The organism is Erwinia sp. JH02 (assembly GCF_013074405.1).
Classification (GTDB): Bacteria; Pseudomonadota; Gammaproteobacteria; order Enterobacterales; family Enterobacteriaceae; genus Erwinia; species Erwinia rhapontici.
The window spans coordinates 260341-278635 of sequence record NZ_JABANZ010000006.1 but is presented as its reverse complement, the minus strand read 5'-3'; the positions used below and the strand labels follow the sequence as shown (position 1 = coordinate 278635).

General features: G+C 53.3%; 18 protein-coding genes and 2 tRNA genes. 9 read left to right on the top strand and 11 right to left on the bottom strand.

The genetic code is table 11. The annotated features are described in order from the left end of the window. Positions 1-90: 90 nt before the first annotated feature. The 6 genes from rutA to rutG are packed head-to-tail and all read left to right on the top strand — an operon-like array spanning position 91 to position 5077. Entirely contained in the window at positions 91-1182 is a 1092-nt protein-coding gene (gene rutA / locus HHI26_RS16740; RefSeq protein ID WP_133840970.1) for a pyrimidine utilization protein A, read from the top strand. Then, positions 1182-1928: a pyrimidine utilization protein B gene (rutB, locus tag HHI26_RS16735; protein ID WP_171149385.1), complete on the top strand. Its 747-nt coding sequence runs from the start codon at positions 1182-1184 to the stop codon at positions 1926-1928. The genes rutA and rutB overlap by 1 nt, the downstream gene beginning before the upstream one ends. A 29-nt stretch (positions 1929-1957) precedes the next feature. Beyond that, positions 1958-2344, top strand: a complete 387-nt coding sequence (gene rutC / locus HHI26_RS16730) for a pyrimidine utilization protein C (RefSeq protein ID WP_133840972.1) — start codon at positions 1958-1960, stop codon at positions 2342-2344. A 10-nt stretch (positions 2345-2354) separates the two neighbouring features. Beyond that, positions 2355-3179 (top strand): pyrimidine utilization protein D, encoded by an 825-nt coding sequence (rutD, locus tag HHI26_RS16725; protein WP_133840973.1) that lies wholly within the window; start codon positions 2355-2357, stop codon positions 3177-3179. Next, positions 3164-3697, top strand: coding sequence for an NADH-dependent FMN reductase RutF (gene rutF, locus HHI26_RS16720; protein ID WP_133840974.1), 534 nt, complete (start codon positions 3164-3166; stop codon positions 3695-3697). Before rutD ends, rutF begins: the two co-directional genes overlap by 16 nt. Positions 3698-3748: 51 nt before the next feature. Then, on the top strand, positions 3749-5077 hold the full coding sequence (gene rutG, locus HHI26_RS16715; RefSeq protein ID WP_133840975.1) for a pyrimidine utilization transport protein G: 1329 nt from the start codon (positions 3749-3751) through the stop codon (positions 5075-5077). A 120-nt stretch (positions 5078-5197) separates the two neighbouring features. On the opposite strand, the gene HHI26_RS16710 is transcribed toward rutG, so the two are convergent. Together HHI26_RS16710 and HHI26_RS16705 are read right to left on the bottom strand one after the other, a co-directional pair. After that, on the bottom strand, positions 5198-6103 hold the full coding sequence (locus HHI26_RS16710) for a DMT family transporter (protein WP_171149384.1): 906 nt from the start codon (positions 6101-6103) through the stop codon (positions 5198-5200). A gap of 118 nt (positions 6104-6221) precedes the next feature. Then, complete coding sequence (locus tag HHI26_RS16705) at positions 6222-6410, bottom strand: general stress protein (protein ID WP_133840977.1); 189 nt, start codon at positions 6408-6410, stop codon at positions 6222-6224. Between the two features lie 331 nt (positions 6411-6741). Here HHI26_RS16705 and HHI26_RS16700 point away from each other — a divergent pair, with 331 nt between their 5' ends. Together HHI26_RS16700 and HHI26_RS16695 are read left to right on the top strand one after the other, a co-directional pair. After that, the gene (locus HHI26_RS16700; RefSeq protein ID WP_133840978.1) at positions 6742-6972 is read left to right on the top strand and encodes a YccJ family protein; all 231 of its coding nucleotides are present in this window, start codon (positions 6742-6744) and stop codon (positions 6970-6972) included. 168 nt (positions 6973-7140) lie between these two features. Then, on the top strand, positions 7141-8514 hold the full coding sequence (locus HHI26_RS16695; protein WP_171149383.1) for an NAD-dependent succinate-semialdehyde dehydrogenase: 1374 nt from the start codon (positions 7141-7143) through the stop codon (positions 8512-8514). Positions 8515-8646: 132 nt separating this feature from the next. On the opposite strand, the gene agp is transcribed toward HHI26_RS16695, so the two are convergent. From agp to HHI26_RS16660, 7 genes are all read right to left on the bottom strand, one after another. After that, a complete protein-coding gene (agp, locus tag HHI26_RS16690) occupies positions 8647-10266 on the bottom strand; it encodes a bifunctional glucose-1-phosphatase/inositol phosphatase (RefSeq protein ID WP_159337115.1) in 1620 nt (539 codons plus the stop codon). A gap of 303 nt (positions 10267-10569) precedes the next feature. Further along, positions 10570-11073, bottom strand: coding sequence for a fimbrial protein (locus HHI26_RS16685; protein ID WP_171149382.1), 504 nt, complete (start codon positions 11071-11073; stop codon positions 10570-10572). Further along, on the bottom strand, positions 11070-11543 hold the full coding sequence (locus HHI26_RS16680; protein WP_166653670.1) for a LuxR C-terminal-related transcriptional regulator: 474 nt from the start codon (positions 11541-11543) through the stop codon (positions 11070-11072). The genes HHI26_RS16685 and HHI26_RS16680 overlap by 4 nt, the downstream gene beginning before the upstream one ends. A 163-nt stretch (positions 11544-11706) precedes the next feature. Continuing rightward, positions 11707-12642, bottom strand: coding sequence for a fimbrial protein (locus tag HHI26_RS16675; RefSeq protein ID WP_133840983.1), 936 nt, complete (start codon positions 12640-12642; stop codon positions 11707-11709). Continuing rightward, on the bottom strand, positions 12639-13388 hold the full coding sequence (locus tag HHI26_RS16670; protein ID WP_133840984.1) for a fimbria/pilus periplasmic chaperone: 750 nt from the start codon (positions 13386-13388) through the stop codon (positions 12639-12641). Before HHI26_RS16670 ends, HHI26_RS16675 begins: the two co-directional genes overlap by 4 nt. A gap of 5 nt (positions 13389-13393) precedes the next feature. Next, positions 13394-15880 (bottom strand): outer membrane usher protein, encoded by a 2487-nt coding sequence (locus HHI26_RS16665; RefSeq protein WP_241008298.1) that lies wholly within the window; start codon positions 15878-15880, stop codon positions 13394-13396. Between the two features lie 130 nt (positions 15881-16010). Next, a complete protein-coding gene (locus HHI26_RS16660) occupies positions 16011-16538 on the bottom strand; it encodes a fimbrial protein (protein ID WP_133840986.1) in 528 nt (175 codons plus the stop codon). 403 nt (positions 16539-16941) lie between these two features. Here HHI26_RS16660 and HHI26_RS16655 point away from each other — a divergent pair, with 403 nt between their 5' ends. Next, complete coding sequence (locus HHI26_RS16655; RefSeq protein WP_133840987.1) at positions 16942-17793, top strand: hypothetical protein; 852 nt, start codon at positions 16942-16944, stop codon at positions 17791-17793. Between the two features lie 43 nt (positions 17794-17836). Here the strand turns inward: HHI26_RS16655 and HHI26_RS16650 are convergent. Together HHI26_RS16650 and HHI26_RS16645 are read right to left on the bottom strand one after the other, a co-directional pair. Beyond that, positions 17837-17924, bottom strand: a tRNA-Ser gene (locus HHI26_RS16650). Positions 17925-18169: 245 nt separating this feature from the next. Continuing rightward, a tRNA-Ser gene (locus HHI26_RS16645) sits at positions 18170-18257 on the bottom strand. Positions 18258-18295 lie beyond the last annotated feature (38 nt).

Here is an 18295-nt window from a genome sequence, read left to right as displayed (position 1 = left end):
GCAATTTGATTCACAGCGCCGCTTCAAAGGAAACTGCAGGATGCATCGCAGCGCCGGGATTCACTCTTTCACTCAAGCAGAGGATGTCACATGAAAATTGGTGTTTTTATCCCGATCGGTAACAACGGCTGGTTAATTTCTCAAAACGCGCCGCAATACATGCCGACCTTTGAACTGAACAAAGCGATTGTGCAGAAGGCAGAGCATTATCACTTCGATTTTGCGCTCTCTATGATCAAACTGCGCGGCTTCGGTGGCAAAACCGAATTCTGGGACCATAACCTCGAGTCCTTTACTCTGATGGCAGGCCTGGCCGCCGTCACCTCGCGCATTGAAATCTATGCCACCGCCGCCACCCTGACCTTGCCTCCGGCGATTGTGGCCCGCATGGCGTCAACCATCGACTCCATCTCTAATGGCCGCTTTGGCGTCAACCTGGTGACCGGGTGGCAGAAACCCGAATACGATCAAATGGGCCTGTGGCCGGGTGATGAATACTTCTCACGCCGTTACGACTATCTGACTGAATATGTCAGCGTCCTGCGCGATCTGTGGGGCAACGGTAAGTCCGACCTGAAAGGCGAGTTCTTTACCATGAATGACTGCCGCCTCAGCCCGCAACCGCAGAAACCGATGAAGGTCATCTGCGCAGGACAGAGCGACGCAGGCATGGAATTTTCAGCCAAACACGCCGACTACAACTTCTGTTTTGGTAAGGGTGTGAATACGCCAACCGCTTTCGCCCCGACGGCGGCTCGGATGAAAAGCGCAGCCGATGCACAAGGCCGCGATGTCGGCTCCTATGTGCTGTTTATGATCATCGCTGATGAAACCGATGAGGCCGCACGCGCCAAATGGGAACATTACAAAGCCGGTGCCGATGAAGAGGCGCTGTCGTGGCTGACCACCCAAAGCCAGCAGGACAAACGATCCGGCAGCGACACCAACGTACGCCAGATGGCCGACCCGACTTCCGCCGTGAATATCAATATGGGCACCCTCGTCGGCTCCTATGCCAACGTGGCGCGGATGCTCGACGACGTTGCCACGGTGGAAGGCACCCACGGCGTGCTGCTGACCTTCGATGACTTCCTGCAAGGTATTGAGAACTTTGGCGAGCGTATCCAGCCGCTGATGCAGTGCCGTATCGATGTGATTGATGCTGCACAGGAGGTGGCATAATGAATAACAAACATGCTGTTGTGTGCACTACCGCATCCACCCTGGACGCTATCACCCTGCCCGCGCGCCCGGAAGCGATTGTCTTCCCACCGGAGCAAACGGCGCTGATCGTCGTGGATATGCAGAATGCTTATGCCACCACCGGCGGCTATCTCGATCTCGCCGGGTTTGACGTGTCGGCCACTCGCCCGGTCATCGATCAGATCAATGTGGCAGTCAAGGCTGCCCGTCAGGCCGGGATCCAGGTGATTTGGTTCCAGAATGGCTGGGACGATCAGTACGTCGAAGCCGGCGGACCCGGTTCACCGAACTGGCATAAATCGAATGCGCTGAAAACCATGCGCCAGAACCCGGAACTGCAGGGCACGTTGCTGGCAAAGGGTGGCTGGGATTATGAGCTGGTCGATCAGCTGACACCGCAGCCGGGCGATATCGTACTGCCTAAACCGCGCTATAGCGGCTTCTTTAATACTGCACTCGACAGCATGCTGCGCAGTCGGGGCATCCGTCATTTAGTGTTTACCGGCATTGCCACCAACGTATGCGTGGAGTCCACCCTGCGTGACGGTTTCTTCCTTGAATACTTCGGCATCGTCCTTGAGGACGCCACCTATCAGGCAGGCCCACTGTTTGCCCAGCAGGCCGCCCTGTTCAATATTGAAACCTTCTTTGGTTGGGTGTCTGACGTCGGCAGTTTCTGCTCGGCATTACAAACGGAACCGGCCACTGCAGCCCAGACAGCCTGACACCTGCTTTTTAAACGGAGAAAAAAACAATGCCAAAAACGATTATTACCCCACCAGGCACCAGCGTACCGATCGCCCCTTTTGTTCCGGGAACGCTGGCCGATGGCGTGGTGTATGTCTCCGGCACGCTGCCGTTCGATAAAGACAATAATGTGGTTCACGTGGGAGATGCCGCCGCGCAAACCCGCCACGTGCTGGAAACGATTAAGAGCGTGATTGAAACCGCAGGCGGCACAATGGATGACGTGACATTTAACTCCATTTTTATTACCGACTGGAGTAACTACGCTGCCGTGAACGCGGTGTACGCAGACTATTTTCCCGGCGAAAAGCCCGCCCGCTTCTGCATTCAGTGCGGACTGGTGAAACCCGATGCGCTGATTGAAATCGCCAGCGTGGCGCATATCGGTAAATAAGGAGTGACTCATGCATATTGAGCTGTCAGGCCGCGATGAACCCGGGGCCAGAACCGTAGTGTTATCTGCCGGACTGGGCGGACTGGGGAGTTTCTGGTTGCCGCAAATGAATGCGCTACGCGCGGCATTTCGCGTGGTGGTTTACGACCAGCGCGGCACCGGAAAAAGTCCGGATACGCTGCCTGAAGGCTACAGTATGTCGCAGATGGCCAGTGAGCTGGCGATGCTGCTGGAACAGCACAATATTATGCAGTTCGATATAGTTGGCCATGCGCTCGGTGGCATGGTTGCCCTACAGCTGGCACTCGACTACCCCGAACGTGTGTCGCGGCTGGTGCTGGTTAACGGCTGGTTACAACTGGATGCACACACCCGTCGCTGTTTCCGCGTACGCCAGGATCTGCTGCTTAATGTCGGGGTCGAGGCTTATGTTCGTGCCCAGCCACTGTTTCTTTATCCCGCTGACTGGCTGTCGGAACATCAGGCACGTATTGAAGCTGAAGATACGCTGCATACGGCGCATTTTCAGGGTATGGATAACTTGCTCAAGCGCCTGCATGCGCTGATGGCCTGCGACTACAGTTCTCATGCCGCGCAGATTACCCAGCCCGTGCTGTTGCTCTGTTCACGCGACGACCTGCTGGTGCCATGGACCTGTTCCGAACAACTGCTGGCAGCATTGCCGCACGCCACCCTGCAACGCATGAACTGGGGTGGCCACGCTATGAGTGTCACCGACGCTTCCACCTTTAATCACCTGCTGATGGGCTGGCTGCAAGATGACAGCCTGGCCGCGAATACCGCTGATATGGAGCCACTATGGCAGAAACCTTGAATACCCTGGCACCCACCCCGCCTGTCACCGGCGTGGAAAAGCAACAATTCCGCGATGCGATGGCACGCCTGGGTGCCGCCGTCAATATTATCACCACCGATGGCCCTGCCGGACGTGCCGGATTTACTGCCTCGGCGGTGTGTAGCGTCACCGACACGCCACCGACGCTGCTGGTGTGCCTGAACCGTTCCGCATCGGTGTATGAGACCTTCAGAGAAAACAGACAGCTTTGCGTGAATACGCTGGCGTCCGGTCATGAAGCGCTATCTAACCTGTTTGGCGGTAAAACGCCGATGGCCGAGCGATTTATCGCCGCTGACTGGTCAACGCAGGTCACCGGATCGCCGATCCTCAGCGGCGCACTGGTGTCGTTTGACTGTCTGGTGACACAGGTGATGAGCGTCGGCACCCACGATATTTTAGTGTGCGAGGCACAGGCACTGGTGTTCAGCGACAGCAATCATGGCCTGATCTATTTCGATCGTGGCTACCACCCGTTACCACAACGTAGTTTCTGATCCCGGGCTTTACTCGCCGGTCAATGCAGTGCTCACACTCTGGAGATAACGATGGCAGGTTCCTGGTTCCCTCAATGGTCGAAAACGACGGCGTCGACAACCGGTATTGTCGCGCCTGATGAAACACTGCCCCTCGGGCAAACGGTAGTGATGGGCCTGCAGCACGCGGTCGCCATGTTTGGTGCCACCGTGCTGATGCCTTTGCTGATGGGGCTGGACCCGAACCTGTCGATCCTGATGTCGGGCGTGGGTACGTTGCTGTTCTTCCTGATCACCGGAGGCCGCGTACCCAGTTATCTGGGCTCCAGCGCGGCGTTTGTGGGCGTGGTGATCGCCGTGACGGGCTTTAGCGGTCAGGGACTGAACCCGAACCTCAGCGTGGCGCTGGGTGGCATCATTGCCTGCGGTCTGGTTTACACCCTGATCGGTTTTGTGGTGATGAAAGCAGGCACCCGCTGGATAGAAAAATTGATGCCGCCCGTGGTGACGGGTGCCGTTGTCATGGCGATTGGTCTGAACCTGGCACCGATTGCCGTGCGCGGCGTTTCAGCCTCGATGTTCGATAGCTGGATGGCAGTCATGACTGTGTTGTGTATCGGCGTGGTCGCGGTATTCACCCGCGGCATGGTGCAGCGCCTGCTGATCCTCGTTGGGCTGATTGTCGCTTGGGCAATCTATGCGCTGCTGACCAACGGCTTTGGATTAGGGAAACCCGTCGACTTCAGCCTGCTGGCGAATGCCCCCTGGTTTGGCATGCCGCTGATCACCAGCCCGACGTTCAGTACTCAGGCCATGGTGATGATTGCGCCGGTGGCGGTCATTCTTGTGGCCGAGAACCTCGGACATATCAAGGCCGTAGCCGGTATGACCGGACGCAATCTTGACCCTTATATGGGCCGGGCATTTGTCGGTGACGGGGTGGCAACGATGTTATCCGGCGGCGTTGGCGGCAGCGGCGTCACCACTTACGCGGAAAATATCGGCGTGATGGCGGTGACGAAAGTTTACTCCACGCTGGTCTTTGTCGCCGCGGCTCTGATTGCCATGGTACTGGGCTTCTCACCCAAATTTGGCGCTCTGATTCATACCATCCCGGGGCCTGTTATTGGCGGCGCATCAATCGTTGTGTTTGGTTTGATTGCGGTAGCCGGTGCTCGCATTTGGGTACAGAACAATGTCGATCTCAGCCAGAATGGTAATCTGATTATGGTTGCCGTGACACTGGTACTGGGTGCGGGAGATTTCGCACTAAAAATCGGCAGCTTTACGCTCGGTGGGATCGGTACGGCAACGTTTGGGGCGATTTTACTGAACGCCCTACTCAGCCATAAACGCGCCGCCGCACTCAGCGGCAGTAGTGTAGTGCGTCAGGATCATTAATCCCTCTGTACGAATGTGCGGGTCGGGCATGCCCGACCCCTACGAAACAATTCGGTCCACATGTCCCATCCACAGCTGAACACTTCATTCATCTCGTAGAGATGAGGCATGCCATCCGTTTTACGCAGGCTTTTCAGGGGCCGCTTTTCTCCGTTTCAGCTTCAGCTCACTGATCAGCACGCCCAGTACGATCAGTGCCCCGCCCAGCAGGGCGATAGCCGGCAATCGCTCCCCGGCAATACGCCCGACAATCCCGGCCCAAACCGGCTCACCCGCATAGATGACCGTGGCTCGCGTTGGCGACACGCTGCGCTGCGCCCAGTTCATCGTCACCTGGATCAGTGCGCTGGCGATGCCCAGTCCGATGGCGCTGTAGAGAAGATAAGGACTGAACGGCGGCACCGACTCACCATTCGGAACCATCATCACAAAGCCAAAAAGGGAAGCCGCCGCCAGCTGGATCACGGTGACTCGCTGCACATTGACGTTTCCTGCACTGGCGCTGATCAGGATGATCTCCGCCGCGATGGCCAGCGTGCTCAACAACGTGGCAATCTCTCCGGCGTTGAACGCCATCTCACCGCTTTCCGGCCCCGCCAACAGCAGCAGACCGCCAAAAGCCAGCACGATACCCACCCACGACATCAGCCCGGGCATTCTGCCAAGAAAAACCCACTGTAACAGCGGCACCAGCGGCACATAGAGCGCCGTGATAAACGCTGATTTGCTGCTGGTAATCGTCTGCATGCCGTAGGTTTGCAAACCATAGCCAAGGCCAATCGCCAGACCAATCAGCGCCCCCGCTTTCACCTCATACCAGGTGACACCCCGCAGAACCCGCCATGAAATCAGCCCGAGCAACACGGCCGCTGTAGCAAAGCGCACGCCGATAAAAAAGAAGGGGCCGCTGACCGTCATGGCATGATGCACGGCGAGGAAGGTGCCGCCCCAGACCATCGTGATCAGGATCAGCACCCCTTCCTGGGGGTTCACTGCAAATTTATAACGTGATAAAAAACCGGACATTGGCGCACTCTGCTGGAAATTTGGCGTCAGTGTGCTGCGTTCGCTGCGGGGGGTCAAGCGTTGAAAATGGGGGGATGTTTATGCCGCCGGAGAACCCGGCGGCGGGCGGCATGGCTGCTTAGTTACCGTCATCGGTCTTACTTTTGCTCCCGCGACTGTTGCGGCCACCTTTTTCTCCTGCCAGAGAGGCGCGCTGAGGATCGTTCTTAAAATTCCCCCCGCTGACCTTGCCGCCTTTACGCCCGGCTTCTGATGCTCTTTGACGGTCTTCAGCGAAATTTCCAGATCCACCACGATGTTCTGCCATTTCTTACCTCCGAATAGTTAAGACATCATACTGCATTGTGCCCGTGCTCAGCTGGCGTTTCCCGGCAACAATGGCGGCAAACGCTGGCCTGCCGCGTTGTTAAGCATAGTGTATTCAACTAAGGATGCATCGCTGACTCGCCATTTCCTGTGCCAGATAGCCCCGAATGCACTGATTTATCCCCTTAATTTTTATTAATGCATTGTGGCAAAAAATGTGAACGCGCTGTTTTTTTAAGCAAACATTGATTGCACCACGAGCAGGCAACGCGCACTCTTCTATACTGACGAATCAGGCATTGAACGGACAACATCAACCACAGGAGAGCGTTATGGCAACACAACAATCGAAAGCGCATCACGTTGGCGAGTGGGCAAGTCTGCGCGGAACGTCACCCGAAATCGCCGAAGCTATCTTTGAGGTCGCGAATTACGATGAGCGTCTGGCCGAAGCTATCTGGCAGCAACAGGGTAGCGATGAGGTCCTGCTGCGCGCCTTTGATAAGACCGGTGCAGATGTGCTCACCTGGGATAATAAGGTGGTTGAGCGCAGGAACGTCTGATACCCCATCGGCGGGTATCTGCGCCCGCCGTTTCAACGCTTACATTTTGCAACTGAGACTCCTCTGAGAACCCACCAACCTGCCGTCATGTCGTCTACGCTTAATGCTGGGTTGACATACTGACAGCCAGAACCCGGCTGATTACTGACACTATCCAAAGGAGGCGTAATGCCGTACCAGACGATTAATCCCGCAAGTAATAAGCTGATCAAGTCCTGGCCTGACCATAGCGACAGCCAGATTGAAAAGGCGCTGGCCACCGCCGATGCGCTGTATCACTCTGACTGGTCCAAAGGCGATCTCCAGCCCCGAGTGCAAGTGCTGAAAAAACTGGCAGATTTGATTGATAGCCGTGTTGACGAACTGGCCGAAGCGGCCAGTATTGAGATGGGAAAACTGATTGAGCAAAGTCGCGGTGAAGTGCAACTCTGTGCACAGATTGCCCGCTACTATGCCGAGAATGCCGGGCGTTTTCTTGCGCCAACGCCCTACCCCAGTGAACTTGGCGAGGCCTGGGTAGAGAACCATCCGATTGGCGTTCTGGTGGCCGTTGAGCCCTGGAACTTCCCGTTTTATCAGCTAATGCGTGTGCTGGCGCCTAACCTCGCTGCCGGAAACCCGGTACTGGCAAAACATGCGCAAAATGTTCCGCACTGTGCCGTGTTATTCGAGGCTCTGGTGACCGAAGCCGGTGCGCCAGCGGGGGCGTGGACCAATATCTTCGCCAGTAACGATCAGGTGGCAGCGCTGATCGCTGATGACCGTGTGCAGGGTGCCGCTCTCACCGGTTCCGAGCGTGCAGGCAGCGCAGTGGCACAGCAGGCGGGGAAATATCTGAAAAAGACCACGCTCGAACTGGGCGGCAACGATGTGTTTGTGGTACTGGACGACAGCGACCTGGAGAAAGCCGTGAAGGCCGGTGTTGGTGCCCGCCTGAGCAACTGCGGCCAGGTGTGTACCGCCGCCAAACGCTTCCTGGTGCATGAGAAGGTGGCCGATCGCTTCCTGGAAAAAATGACCGAGGCATTTAAGGCGGTGAAAATTGGCGATCCCCTTGATGCCAGCACCACTCTCGGCCCACTCTCCTCCGCTGAGGCACGCGATCGTCTGCATAAGCAGGTTCAGCAGGCGAAAGAGAAAGGCGCTAACGTGCTGCTCGGTGGTGCGCCCGTACCGGGTGACGGCTGTTTCTATCAGCCCACCATCCTGACCGGCATCACACGCGACAATCCGGCGTACTTTGAAGAGTTCTTCGGACCGGTGGCTCAGATCTATGTGGTGAAAAATGACGATGACGTGGTGAAACTGGCCAATGATTCGCACTACGGACTGGGTGGCGCCGTGTTCACGAAAGATATCGCCCGTGGCAAAGCACTGGCTTCGCGGATTGAAACCGGGATGGTGTACATCAACTCGTCGAGCAATACCGCGGCAGAACTGCCCTTCGGGGGCGTGAAACGGTCAGGATATGGTCGTGAACTTTCCGACCTCGGCATTAAAGAGTTTGTGAACCAGAAACTGGTGGTGATCAGTAAGGATTAAGGATGTGTCGGGAGTCGTCTTCTTTAGCCGCCCCGCTCATCAAAATATCGCCATTAAAAAAGGGGCGACCTGTTAACCAGGTCGCCCCTTTTCATCTCTGAACGTGGGGAGACGTCAATGCCTCCCCCCAGATCAGTTAGCTGCAGGTTTCGCGTCTGGCGCGCTTTCTGCTTTTGCTTTGTCCGCTTTCGCTTTATCCGCTGCGGCTTTATCGGCAGCCGCTTTGTCTGCGGAGGCTTTGTCTGCTGCCGCTTTATCTTTTGCGGCCTGTTCAGCGGCGGCCTTATCTGCAGCGGCTTTCTCTTTCGCTGCTTTATCTGCAGCGGCTTTATCAGCAGCCGCTTTCTCCGCAGAGGCTTTGGCCTGAGCCGCTTTATCCGCTGCGGCCTGGTCTGCGGCCGCTTTGTCCGCCAGTGTCTTATTGACGACGGCTTTTTCGTCAGCCGGTTTGGTCGCCGGGGTAGCTGGCGCAGCAGCCGGTGCCTGTTCAGCCACCTGTAACGGCGTTCCCTGCAACGACTTGTTCAGAACCTGAGTGAACTGATCCCATGAACAGAAACCGTTAGCATCGGTCGGACAACCAGCCATTTGCAGAGTGACACGCTTCGGTGGGTTATCCAGGGACAGAGCTTCCGCATCACGCAGCTGGCTGGACGTCTGGTAGACGTATTCCACCTTCACCAGCTCACGGTCATTCTTCTTATCATGCCAGCGCTGGAACTGCACCATACCGCCAATCGGCGTTTGCTCGTTTTGTCCTGGCAGATCATAAGGTTTGAAATCAAGGGCTGTCAGCAGTGACGCGATATTCGAATCATGGCCAACCATTAAGGTTACTTTAGGCGCAGTGGCTTGATCCTGATCGACCAGCAAGCTGCGGATGTAGTCCACCAGCGGGGCAGCCACTTCACGTGCGACAATCGGAGAGGTGAACAGCGTGTCCTGATAACCATTTTTGATCGCCGCCAGTTCTTTCCACTGCTCAGGCGTTTTGATCTGCCCCCAGGCGACCTGCTCCATCGGGAAGCCTTCGTAATATTGTAGGGTGAAGGCATCAACCAGTGAGTTCCCCACCTTCAGCGGGCCAGACACATTCGGTTCTTTACCGTTATCGGCACTGAATTTGTTCTGGTTATCGCTGGAAAGATCACACTGCTTTTTACCGTCACAGGCAGGTGAATTTTTATAGTCGATGATTTTTTCCAGACGCTGGAAAGCGGGTTTCAATGCCAGCTTCTCGCCTTCGCCGTTAATCGCGGTCAGCGCCTGTTTGTTAAAATCTTCACTGCCGTTGGTGATCACCGGATTAAACACCGGGTCCATCGATCCCATCTCATCCTGATGAGAAACGGCAACATCACAGCCAGGGAAAGCCCCCGCCACGAAGAACTGGGCGGTAGCAACGGTGCGTTGCAGGCTGTTTGCATAAGCATAGACGTCATCAGGTGCCGGACACTCACCGTCTTTTACCAAGCCCTGCTGTGCCAGCCATTCACGGGTATAGCGCCCCATATACACTTCCAGCACGCCGCCTTTGGTGGTCAGCTGTCCACCCGCTACATCCCACTTCGGCCAGGCTTTTTTTGTCGCCTGTGCCAGTACGCTGCCGTTATCCGCTAAGGGAGCACGCAGATTGTGGCGGCTCATCATCAGCACTTGTTCCAGCTGGTAATCACTATCAGCAGCCCAGGCAGGAACCCCGGAAAGTGCGGAGCAAACGGCTAACGCACAAAGACTATACTTGTTGATCATGTGTGTATTCCATTGATTCAAAGGGGTAAACTGGCTGACTGGCCTAACATGCAGCGCAGAAATAAATCAGCGCATCGGCACTGACTCACCACAACCGCTCTCCAGAGTACAAGCCAGATGCTCATAGAAAGATGAATAGTGAGAATATAGCAGACTCTGCACCCGGCGGTTTAGTGGCTTCAGGAGTTTGAAAAGAAACAAGATGTTTTTAGGAATGATCTAATCGCCCACCCGTGAAGAAAATAACAGGAAGCCGGGGAAAACAGAAGGGTGTTCGTCCCGGTACGCCCTGTTTCTTATGGCTCAGAGGTATTCCACCGTAAACAGTACCTGAGCCTGAAAGCTGCCGCTGCTCACCACCGCTGCACGTCCTTTCAGTACCGAGGAAAAACGGAGCTGATTATCGCCGTTATTAATGCGCTGCCATGCAACAGGCTGGTTATTGAATACCTGCTGCCCGAAGCGGTCACGAACGGCAATACCCACGGTAGTGTTACCCTGCCCGACCGAAAATAAACCGTCAGGAAACGCCGTACCCTGGAAAGTCACGCGTACCCGATTTTTCAGCGAGGTACTGCAGCGCAGCAGATCCAGCGAAAAGTCCACCGCTGCGGACTCATGCCCGTTCTGCAGCGCAGATGCACTGACATCACCAAAGTTGACCTGGATATTATCGGCCCCCGGAGAGATAGAGCATGGGGCATCCACCACCACGCCAGAAATATTAATTTTTCCATAGCCGTTATCCGCGCCTTCACAGCTAAAAGCAACCGCCAGGCACAACCACGCTGACCCGTATCGTGTCATGATCGTTCCCCTTCTGATAATGAGGAATAAAATAACCAGTGATAAAGTTCCAGATTTTTTTGCATCCCCAGTTTCAACATCACCGAACGTTTGTAAGTACTGATGGTTTTAGGATGTAAAGCCATGCTGGCTGCAATCTGGCGCGGTGTTAAGCTGCTGCGCAAATGTGCAATGAGCATTTTCTCGCGTGGCGTAAGGACATCTTCTTTGACCGCCCGCGGGTCGATAAGGGTAATCAGCCGATTTTTATCCGGTATCAGTTGCTTAAACACCTTGCCCAGTTGTTCCAGTGACTGCCTGGGGTGAAGATGCCGTGTGGGGTAACGTTGCAGGCCTGGCGGTAATCCTCTGCAGCTTTCTTCAAACGAATGATGAACCACGACTAGCTGGCTTTCTGCTGTCATCATCCGCCCGAACTGCAGCGAGGCACAGAGTGAAACGGCATCCAGTCCCGTCAGTAACAGGTCCACTTTTTTGACCGGCCTGGTCGATAGCCTCCTGACAGTATGCGGATACTGAGACTGTAGAAAGCGCAGAACCCCCTCGACAAAGAAACGGTCATGATCGAACATTACCAGCGTTAAACAGCGTGGATCGGACATCTTTTCTCCTTGACCCGAATAGCAACTGGCTTTATTGCAGACTCATTACCAATACCGCCGTGGCGTTGAATGGCCCGGTAGCCACCGCCGCATTGGAGGATCTGAGCAGCACGAAGCTGAAATCATCGCCGCCCACACCATGGGTAATCCGGCTACTGATGCTGTCGAACGGACGGACCAGTTTGCCCTGATGGTAAATCTGTACCGCCAGGTCAGGATTGGTGGTTTTAATCGCGTTGCCCGAGAAGCTGCTGACATCCGCTGATAGCGTCATTTTTATCGGCCAGCTACTGGTATCTTTACACTGATAGGGAATGTGCACTTCACGGCGGAACGGCGACAGGGTCGCGCTCTGGCTTAACTGATTACGCGCGATATAGCCAAAACTCACATCAATATCCTGCCCGTTGTTGATCGCACAGGTACCGGAGGTGTAGTAAGCATCATTGGCAGCAATCACCCGCCAGTTAGCGGTAAACACGCCGCCGGCGGGCGCGCTCCATTTATACATCTGCATACTGGCCACAACGGTACCGGCCTTGATATACACGCCGCGCCCTGGATTATCTTTCAACTGATAGAACGCTTTAACCTGCAGATCATGCCAGTTACCATCGCGCAGCTCATAAATCGTCAGCGCTGAGGTTATCGGGTTGAGATAGCGCTTACCGTTAATCTCCAGACCGCTGTTGAAAGAGGCATCCAGCGAGGTTTGATAGGTCCCGGCATTGATGCGCATATAGTCGACGTAGCGGGCAGGGATGGTGTTTTGACAGGTAAAGTATTGGGACAGATCGAACACCACTACGTCACCGATCATAATTTCCGGCGACAGGTTAACGGTGACATCAATATTGCGCTGTCCGACAGCATCAAACGCTTTACCATCGCGTTTATCAATGCAGGAGAAGGCCAGCGCCTTTAGCGGCAGCAGCATTACGATCAGCCAGAGCATCAAACGTTTCATGCTTGTGTGATGACCTTACAGGTCATCCCATGGCAGCGGAATATCAGGCTGGATCGGCCACCAAAATCATTGACGTATTGGAGTACCGGCGCGTCCCCCAACGCAGCGGGGCTGACATTCAGCTCCACGTCAGCACGCGGGGCAACCATCACCGGGGTGAAGTCCTTAAGAGGCTCCTCTCCCTTGCCGTGGCTGGCTTCAATAATCGTGATGTAGTAACCCGTGGGATTGTGCAAACGGTAGCGCCCTCCTTTGCGGACCAGCTGCACCTGCTGTTGAATCGGTGAGGCATATTGCGCGGACGAAATCTGCAGCGCCTCCGGGCGATAGAATAATTTTATTTTCGTCTGCAACGCGATTTGCAGCGTATTTGGCTGATCGGAGCGCGGTGGAATTTCGCGCAGGTTAAAATAAAATAACGTTTCTTTATCCTGGGAAAGTAAATTCACCGAAGAAAGCGACTGTATCTTTATCTGGCTTTTATCACCGGCCTCTATGCGCTGTACTGGCGGCAGTACCGTTAACGGTGAATTCACTTTTTCACCTTGTTCATTCTCAATCCAGCCCTGAGCAAGATAAGGAAGCCGGGGATTTTCATTGGCAATGGTCAGGCTGACCGACGGGTTTCCTGCATCCAAAATAATACGGGTACGATCGAGAGAAAGAGCCGCCTGCGACCAGGATGAAAAAAAGACTATACCGGCGGCAAGGGTATTCAGCACCCCCGTGCTTGTTGACTGTTTCATTACATTTATTCCTTGATTTGATTCTGGGGCTTACCCGACATCGCGTGGTCGCCGATACACGGCAGTAGAAGATTATCCAGCCTGTCTTTATTCAATAGCGGCAGCGTAATCTGGCACTGTTGTCTGCCATCCCAGGAGACGCTCAAATGTTCTCCTGACTGCATGCCACTGAGATAAACGCTGCCGCCATCCGCCACCAACCCCACCGCCTGCTGACGGGCATTCATCACCTGTGCTCCGAACGGCGGGGATGTCCCCTCTTCCAGACGGATAACGGCCATCGCTTTCAATCCCGCCAGTACCGGAAAATGACGATAACCAATCGCCCCTTCGGTGAGCGTGGCGTGCACAATGGATGAGGTAACTTCGGCGTTTTCCGGCAGTTTATTAATATCAATGCCCACCTGATTTCGGTAATAGCTGCTGATATCGGAAATCACTAATTTCCCGCGACTATTGCTGTAAACAATTCCGCCGTTGGCCCGCACTGGAATATTGGCAACACCGTCAGTATCCAGTAATAAACGCGTTCCCCCAGGAGAGTTCTGACGGTGCGCCGCTACCCCTTTTGCTGTCGCGGTTATTCCACCTTTCAACGAGGCGCCAAAGGCCTGATAATTATCTTGCTGCACATTGACGCTTCCGGTTAGCTGTGCACTACTGCCATCATGCAGATAATATCCGGACAGGGTATTACTGCTATTGGTGGTTCCGGCACTGAGACTGTAACTGTCGTTATTATTTATCTGGTTGTAATAATTAACCTGCTGGCTGTTATTATTGCGCCCACTCGAACCGCTATAGCTGAGAGTGCCCTGATGACCAATAGGTAATGATAAAGAGAGATAAAGCCCTTTATCACTCAGTTGGTTATAACGGTTCTGCCAGGCAGAGAATGAAAGGCTGGCATTTTTCCACTGCAGAATGTCGAAGTAGCGCGACAATGCCAGGCTATAGCGTTCGCTTTCCGGCCTGTCCCAATAGGTTTGACGGTTGTAACTGAGCTGTGCGCTGGTTCCCAGTGCCCGCAAATCCTGAGCCAGCGTGACGGTGTACATTTCACGGCTGTTGCTTTGCCCGTTACCGTGACGTTCGGCATCGAGAAATGCATCCATCGTCATAAACTCGCGTTCAGAAAAGCGATAGCCGGCAAAGGTGACCTGACTGCCATAATCGTCAAAGCGTTTGGAATAGCTCAGTCGGTATGAATTACCCTGACGGGTATCTCCCCACGGAAGTCGGGCCACCGAATGAGTCACGTCAAAAGACATGGCACCGAACACCAGCAGATCGCGACCAATCCCGCTGGCAAGCGCCTGATAGTGCTCACTGCCGATCGCTCCGCCATACAGCGACCAGCCGTTATTCACTCCCCAGGAGAATTCGCCGCTGGCAAACTGCGGCCCACTCATACTGTGCTGCCCGTTTATCGGCTGCCCCAGCGCCATTTTGTAACGCAACTGTCCGGGACGCGTCAGATAGGGGATCGTCGCGGTGTTAAGGGTGAAAGTCTGAACCGACCCATCCTCTTCTTCGATACGAACCTGTAATTCCCCCAGCACTGAATCATCAATATCCTGGATGCGGAACGGCCCTGCGGCCACCTGAGTCTGATAAAGGACACGTCCCTGATGCATCACGACGACTCTGGCGTGGGTACGCGCCACACCGGTAATTTCCGGTGCGTAGCCACGGAGGTTGGGAGGTAACATATTGTCATCGGTGATCAGGCTGACACCAGCAAAGCGGAAGCTGTCGAAAATATCAGAGACCAGATAGTCCTCACCGACTACCAGCCTGGCTCCGCTTTCCGGCAGCGCGCGTGAGGCAGAGTAACGCGTCCAGTCGAAGGTATTGCGCGTAGTACCATTGAGTGTGTCGCGACGCCCCTGCCAGTCTGCACGTAGCCGCCAGGGACCGAGATTGGCACCGGCGACGCCTGTTCCGGCGGTGGTTCGCTGCTCACCGGCATGAGGGGTAAAACGGACCTGGCTATTCAGGTTGTAATCAAACAGCACGCCTGGGATCCCCTCATCCCAACGCGAGGGAGGATCCCAGTTGGCGGACTGATAGTTGAGGAATGCCTGTGGCACACTAATCGCCAGCGTTGTGGTGGAAAGATCGCCCCTTGCCTGCATTCCTTTCAGGCTGCGAATATCGAGGCACTGCCCCTCATGCCACCACTTCAACGTACTGACAGATTCGGATCGCAGCCCCAGCTCGCTGACGAGTTGCGCATCAAGGCAGGGCAGGCTCGTCTCAGGATGGTCTTCCGCTAAATAAAAATTGATGGCGCGTTCTGCCAGCGGATCGTTATTCAGACGGATATTCATGGGGTAACGACCCGGCATGATGTAGCCCTTATGGGTAAAATTCGATACATCAATATTCTGACGGTCTTCCACATCAAACAGATCGGTATTGAACTGAATATCATCAGCATGAACACGACCACCCCATACCGCCAACCCCAGAAAAATGGAAATAGCCAATATCCCTGGAAATTTTATTTTTAATGTTACTTTTTCCATAATTAAGCAGGCGGAGGATCCGTTTTCGTCTGATAAACAAATAAATAGCGTCCGGGATCCCGGACGCCATGTTCATCCGGCAAAAAGGATATCAGGGATAAGCCAGGGTGAAATTTGTGACCGCGGTGAATGCACCCGTGCCTACAGCAACAGGTTCATCGGTTGTACCATCACCTTTCAGTGCTGCGGTGAATTGCAGAGTGTTCGCACCACCATTAATATTCTGTGCTGTAGTTGCTGTACCCAGCTCGATTTTCTTGCCGCTACCATCGCGCAAAAGAATACTGGCACCGCTTGCTTCTCCGGTAATACCCAGTCGGCCATCCACACCGGATTTACCGGTAAAGGTCGCGGTTACCGTTTTTTTCGTGCTGTTATCGCAGTTCTGTAAATCAATGGTAAAAGGGATCGCAGTCTGCTCTCCGCCGTTAGCCAGCAATGTATTCGACACCTGCCCCAAAGGGATTTTCTGGTCGTCAACATTGGGTGCAATTGAGCAAGGTGCATTGACGATTGAACCGTAAAAAGTAATTTTACCACTTCCTTCATCGGCGGCATTAACTGCACCTGACGCTGCGATAGTGAAAAGTGAAATAGCAGCGATTTTTTTAATTTCCATTTAGATATCCTTGAGTTTTATCTGTCTTGCAGAATGATCCATCCTCACAAAAGCTCCGGCTTTAGTTTACTTAAATGACAGCCAGACTCATCTCGGGTATTCCGTTGTGAAGTGCCGCAATACTAATCCGATCTTTCATCAAGTCACTGTCCATTTTTGTTGTTAATTTAAAAACCTTAAAAAACATAAAGTTAAATATATTATTAACATTGTGATAGCATTTTTAAGTGGAGCGATATATTCAACAACAACTAAACACATGTAAAACAAGGTGTTTATTATCCAGCTATCGAATCCATAGAGAAAAACGCAAAGCAAAATATCTTACTTGGTTGACACAATCACCTGTGGCAAATAAGATAATTCTTACCAATTTTAAAATAAGAAAATAAGATATTTACGTATGCCTTTTGTTAGTAGGAAGAAGTTAGCGCTGGAAGTTAAGCTAAAAAGTATGTCCAGGGAATTCAGGGAGAGGAGTAAGATTGATGATGCCATTCAATGCCACTATGATCTTTTACTTAAACAGTACTTAACTAATCCGCTCTATTTCAAGACTCTGTTCAAGGCAAACAGATTTATTGTCGGCTCAGCCATATTAGGTATTTACTACACACGTTCAGGTAGTACGTTTAAAGACATTAAACGATTTTGTATTGGAAATGACCTGTTTAGCAGTAATTCACTGGATTCTTTTTTGCTTTTTTTGCGCGTGGGGGGAAGACTGGAGGTTTATCGCGATGCAAAAGATAAACGTAAGCTCAACTATAAACCGACAACGAAAGCGCTGGCAGAAACCCGGCGCATGATTAACACGATGCTGATTCCTTGTGCCATGTTGATAGATGATTTTGATTTGAACTTTTATCAAAAACATCCAAATTTTGTGCCGGAATTCTTCCGCACTTACTCAGAGATCACCCTGAATCGGTTATTTCTGCATGATTTGGTGCCAGGCAGCGGCGAGTTTTTGAGTCGGGATGGCGGTCATATGATTATGTTTAATATCTATCTTGAGAGCATCAAACAGAAATCACCGATCATTCATTACAATATTCTCAAAGCCGCTTTTTTCTGTGGCGTCTCAAGGTCACATATTCGGCGCTGCCTACAGGCAGCAGAGCAGGTCAATCTGCTGAAGATACAGGACGAGTCACAGCAACTCGCACTTTCTCAGGAATTTATTGATATGGTAAAAGATTATTTTTGTATTTATCTGGCGACTGTTGAACACGGGTTATCTGGGATGCGATAAAACGAAAAACCCCGCGCTGTTGCCAGCACGGGGTCAGAATGGATGGTGGAAGCGTAGAGATTCGAACTCTAGAACGGTTTCCCGTCGCCGGTTTTCAAGACCGGTGCCTTCAGCCACTCGGCCACGCTTCCACACGGTTATCAGCTTTGCTTGAGAAGACTCTCGCTAACTGATGGAGCGCAGTATAGGAGATGTTTTTCACTTTGCCAACACTATTTTTCGCTACTTTGTTGATTTTGTGAGCATTTATGATTGTTTGCTGTAAATTTCAGCAATAGAGATCAAAAAGGAGAAAAAAGCCGCAGCAGCACATCACCCGCTTTTTTATTTCGCGCATAGCAAAACGGGCCAGCTTACGCTGACCCGTTGGATTTGATGGTGGAAGCGTAGAGATTCGAACTCTAGAACGGTTTCCCGTCGCCGGTTTTCAAGACCGGTGCCTTCAGCCACTCGGCCACGCTTCCACAATGGGGCGCACTATAAACATCCCTGTTCTGCTTGT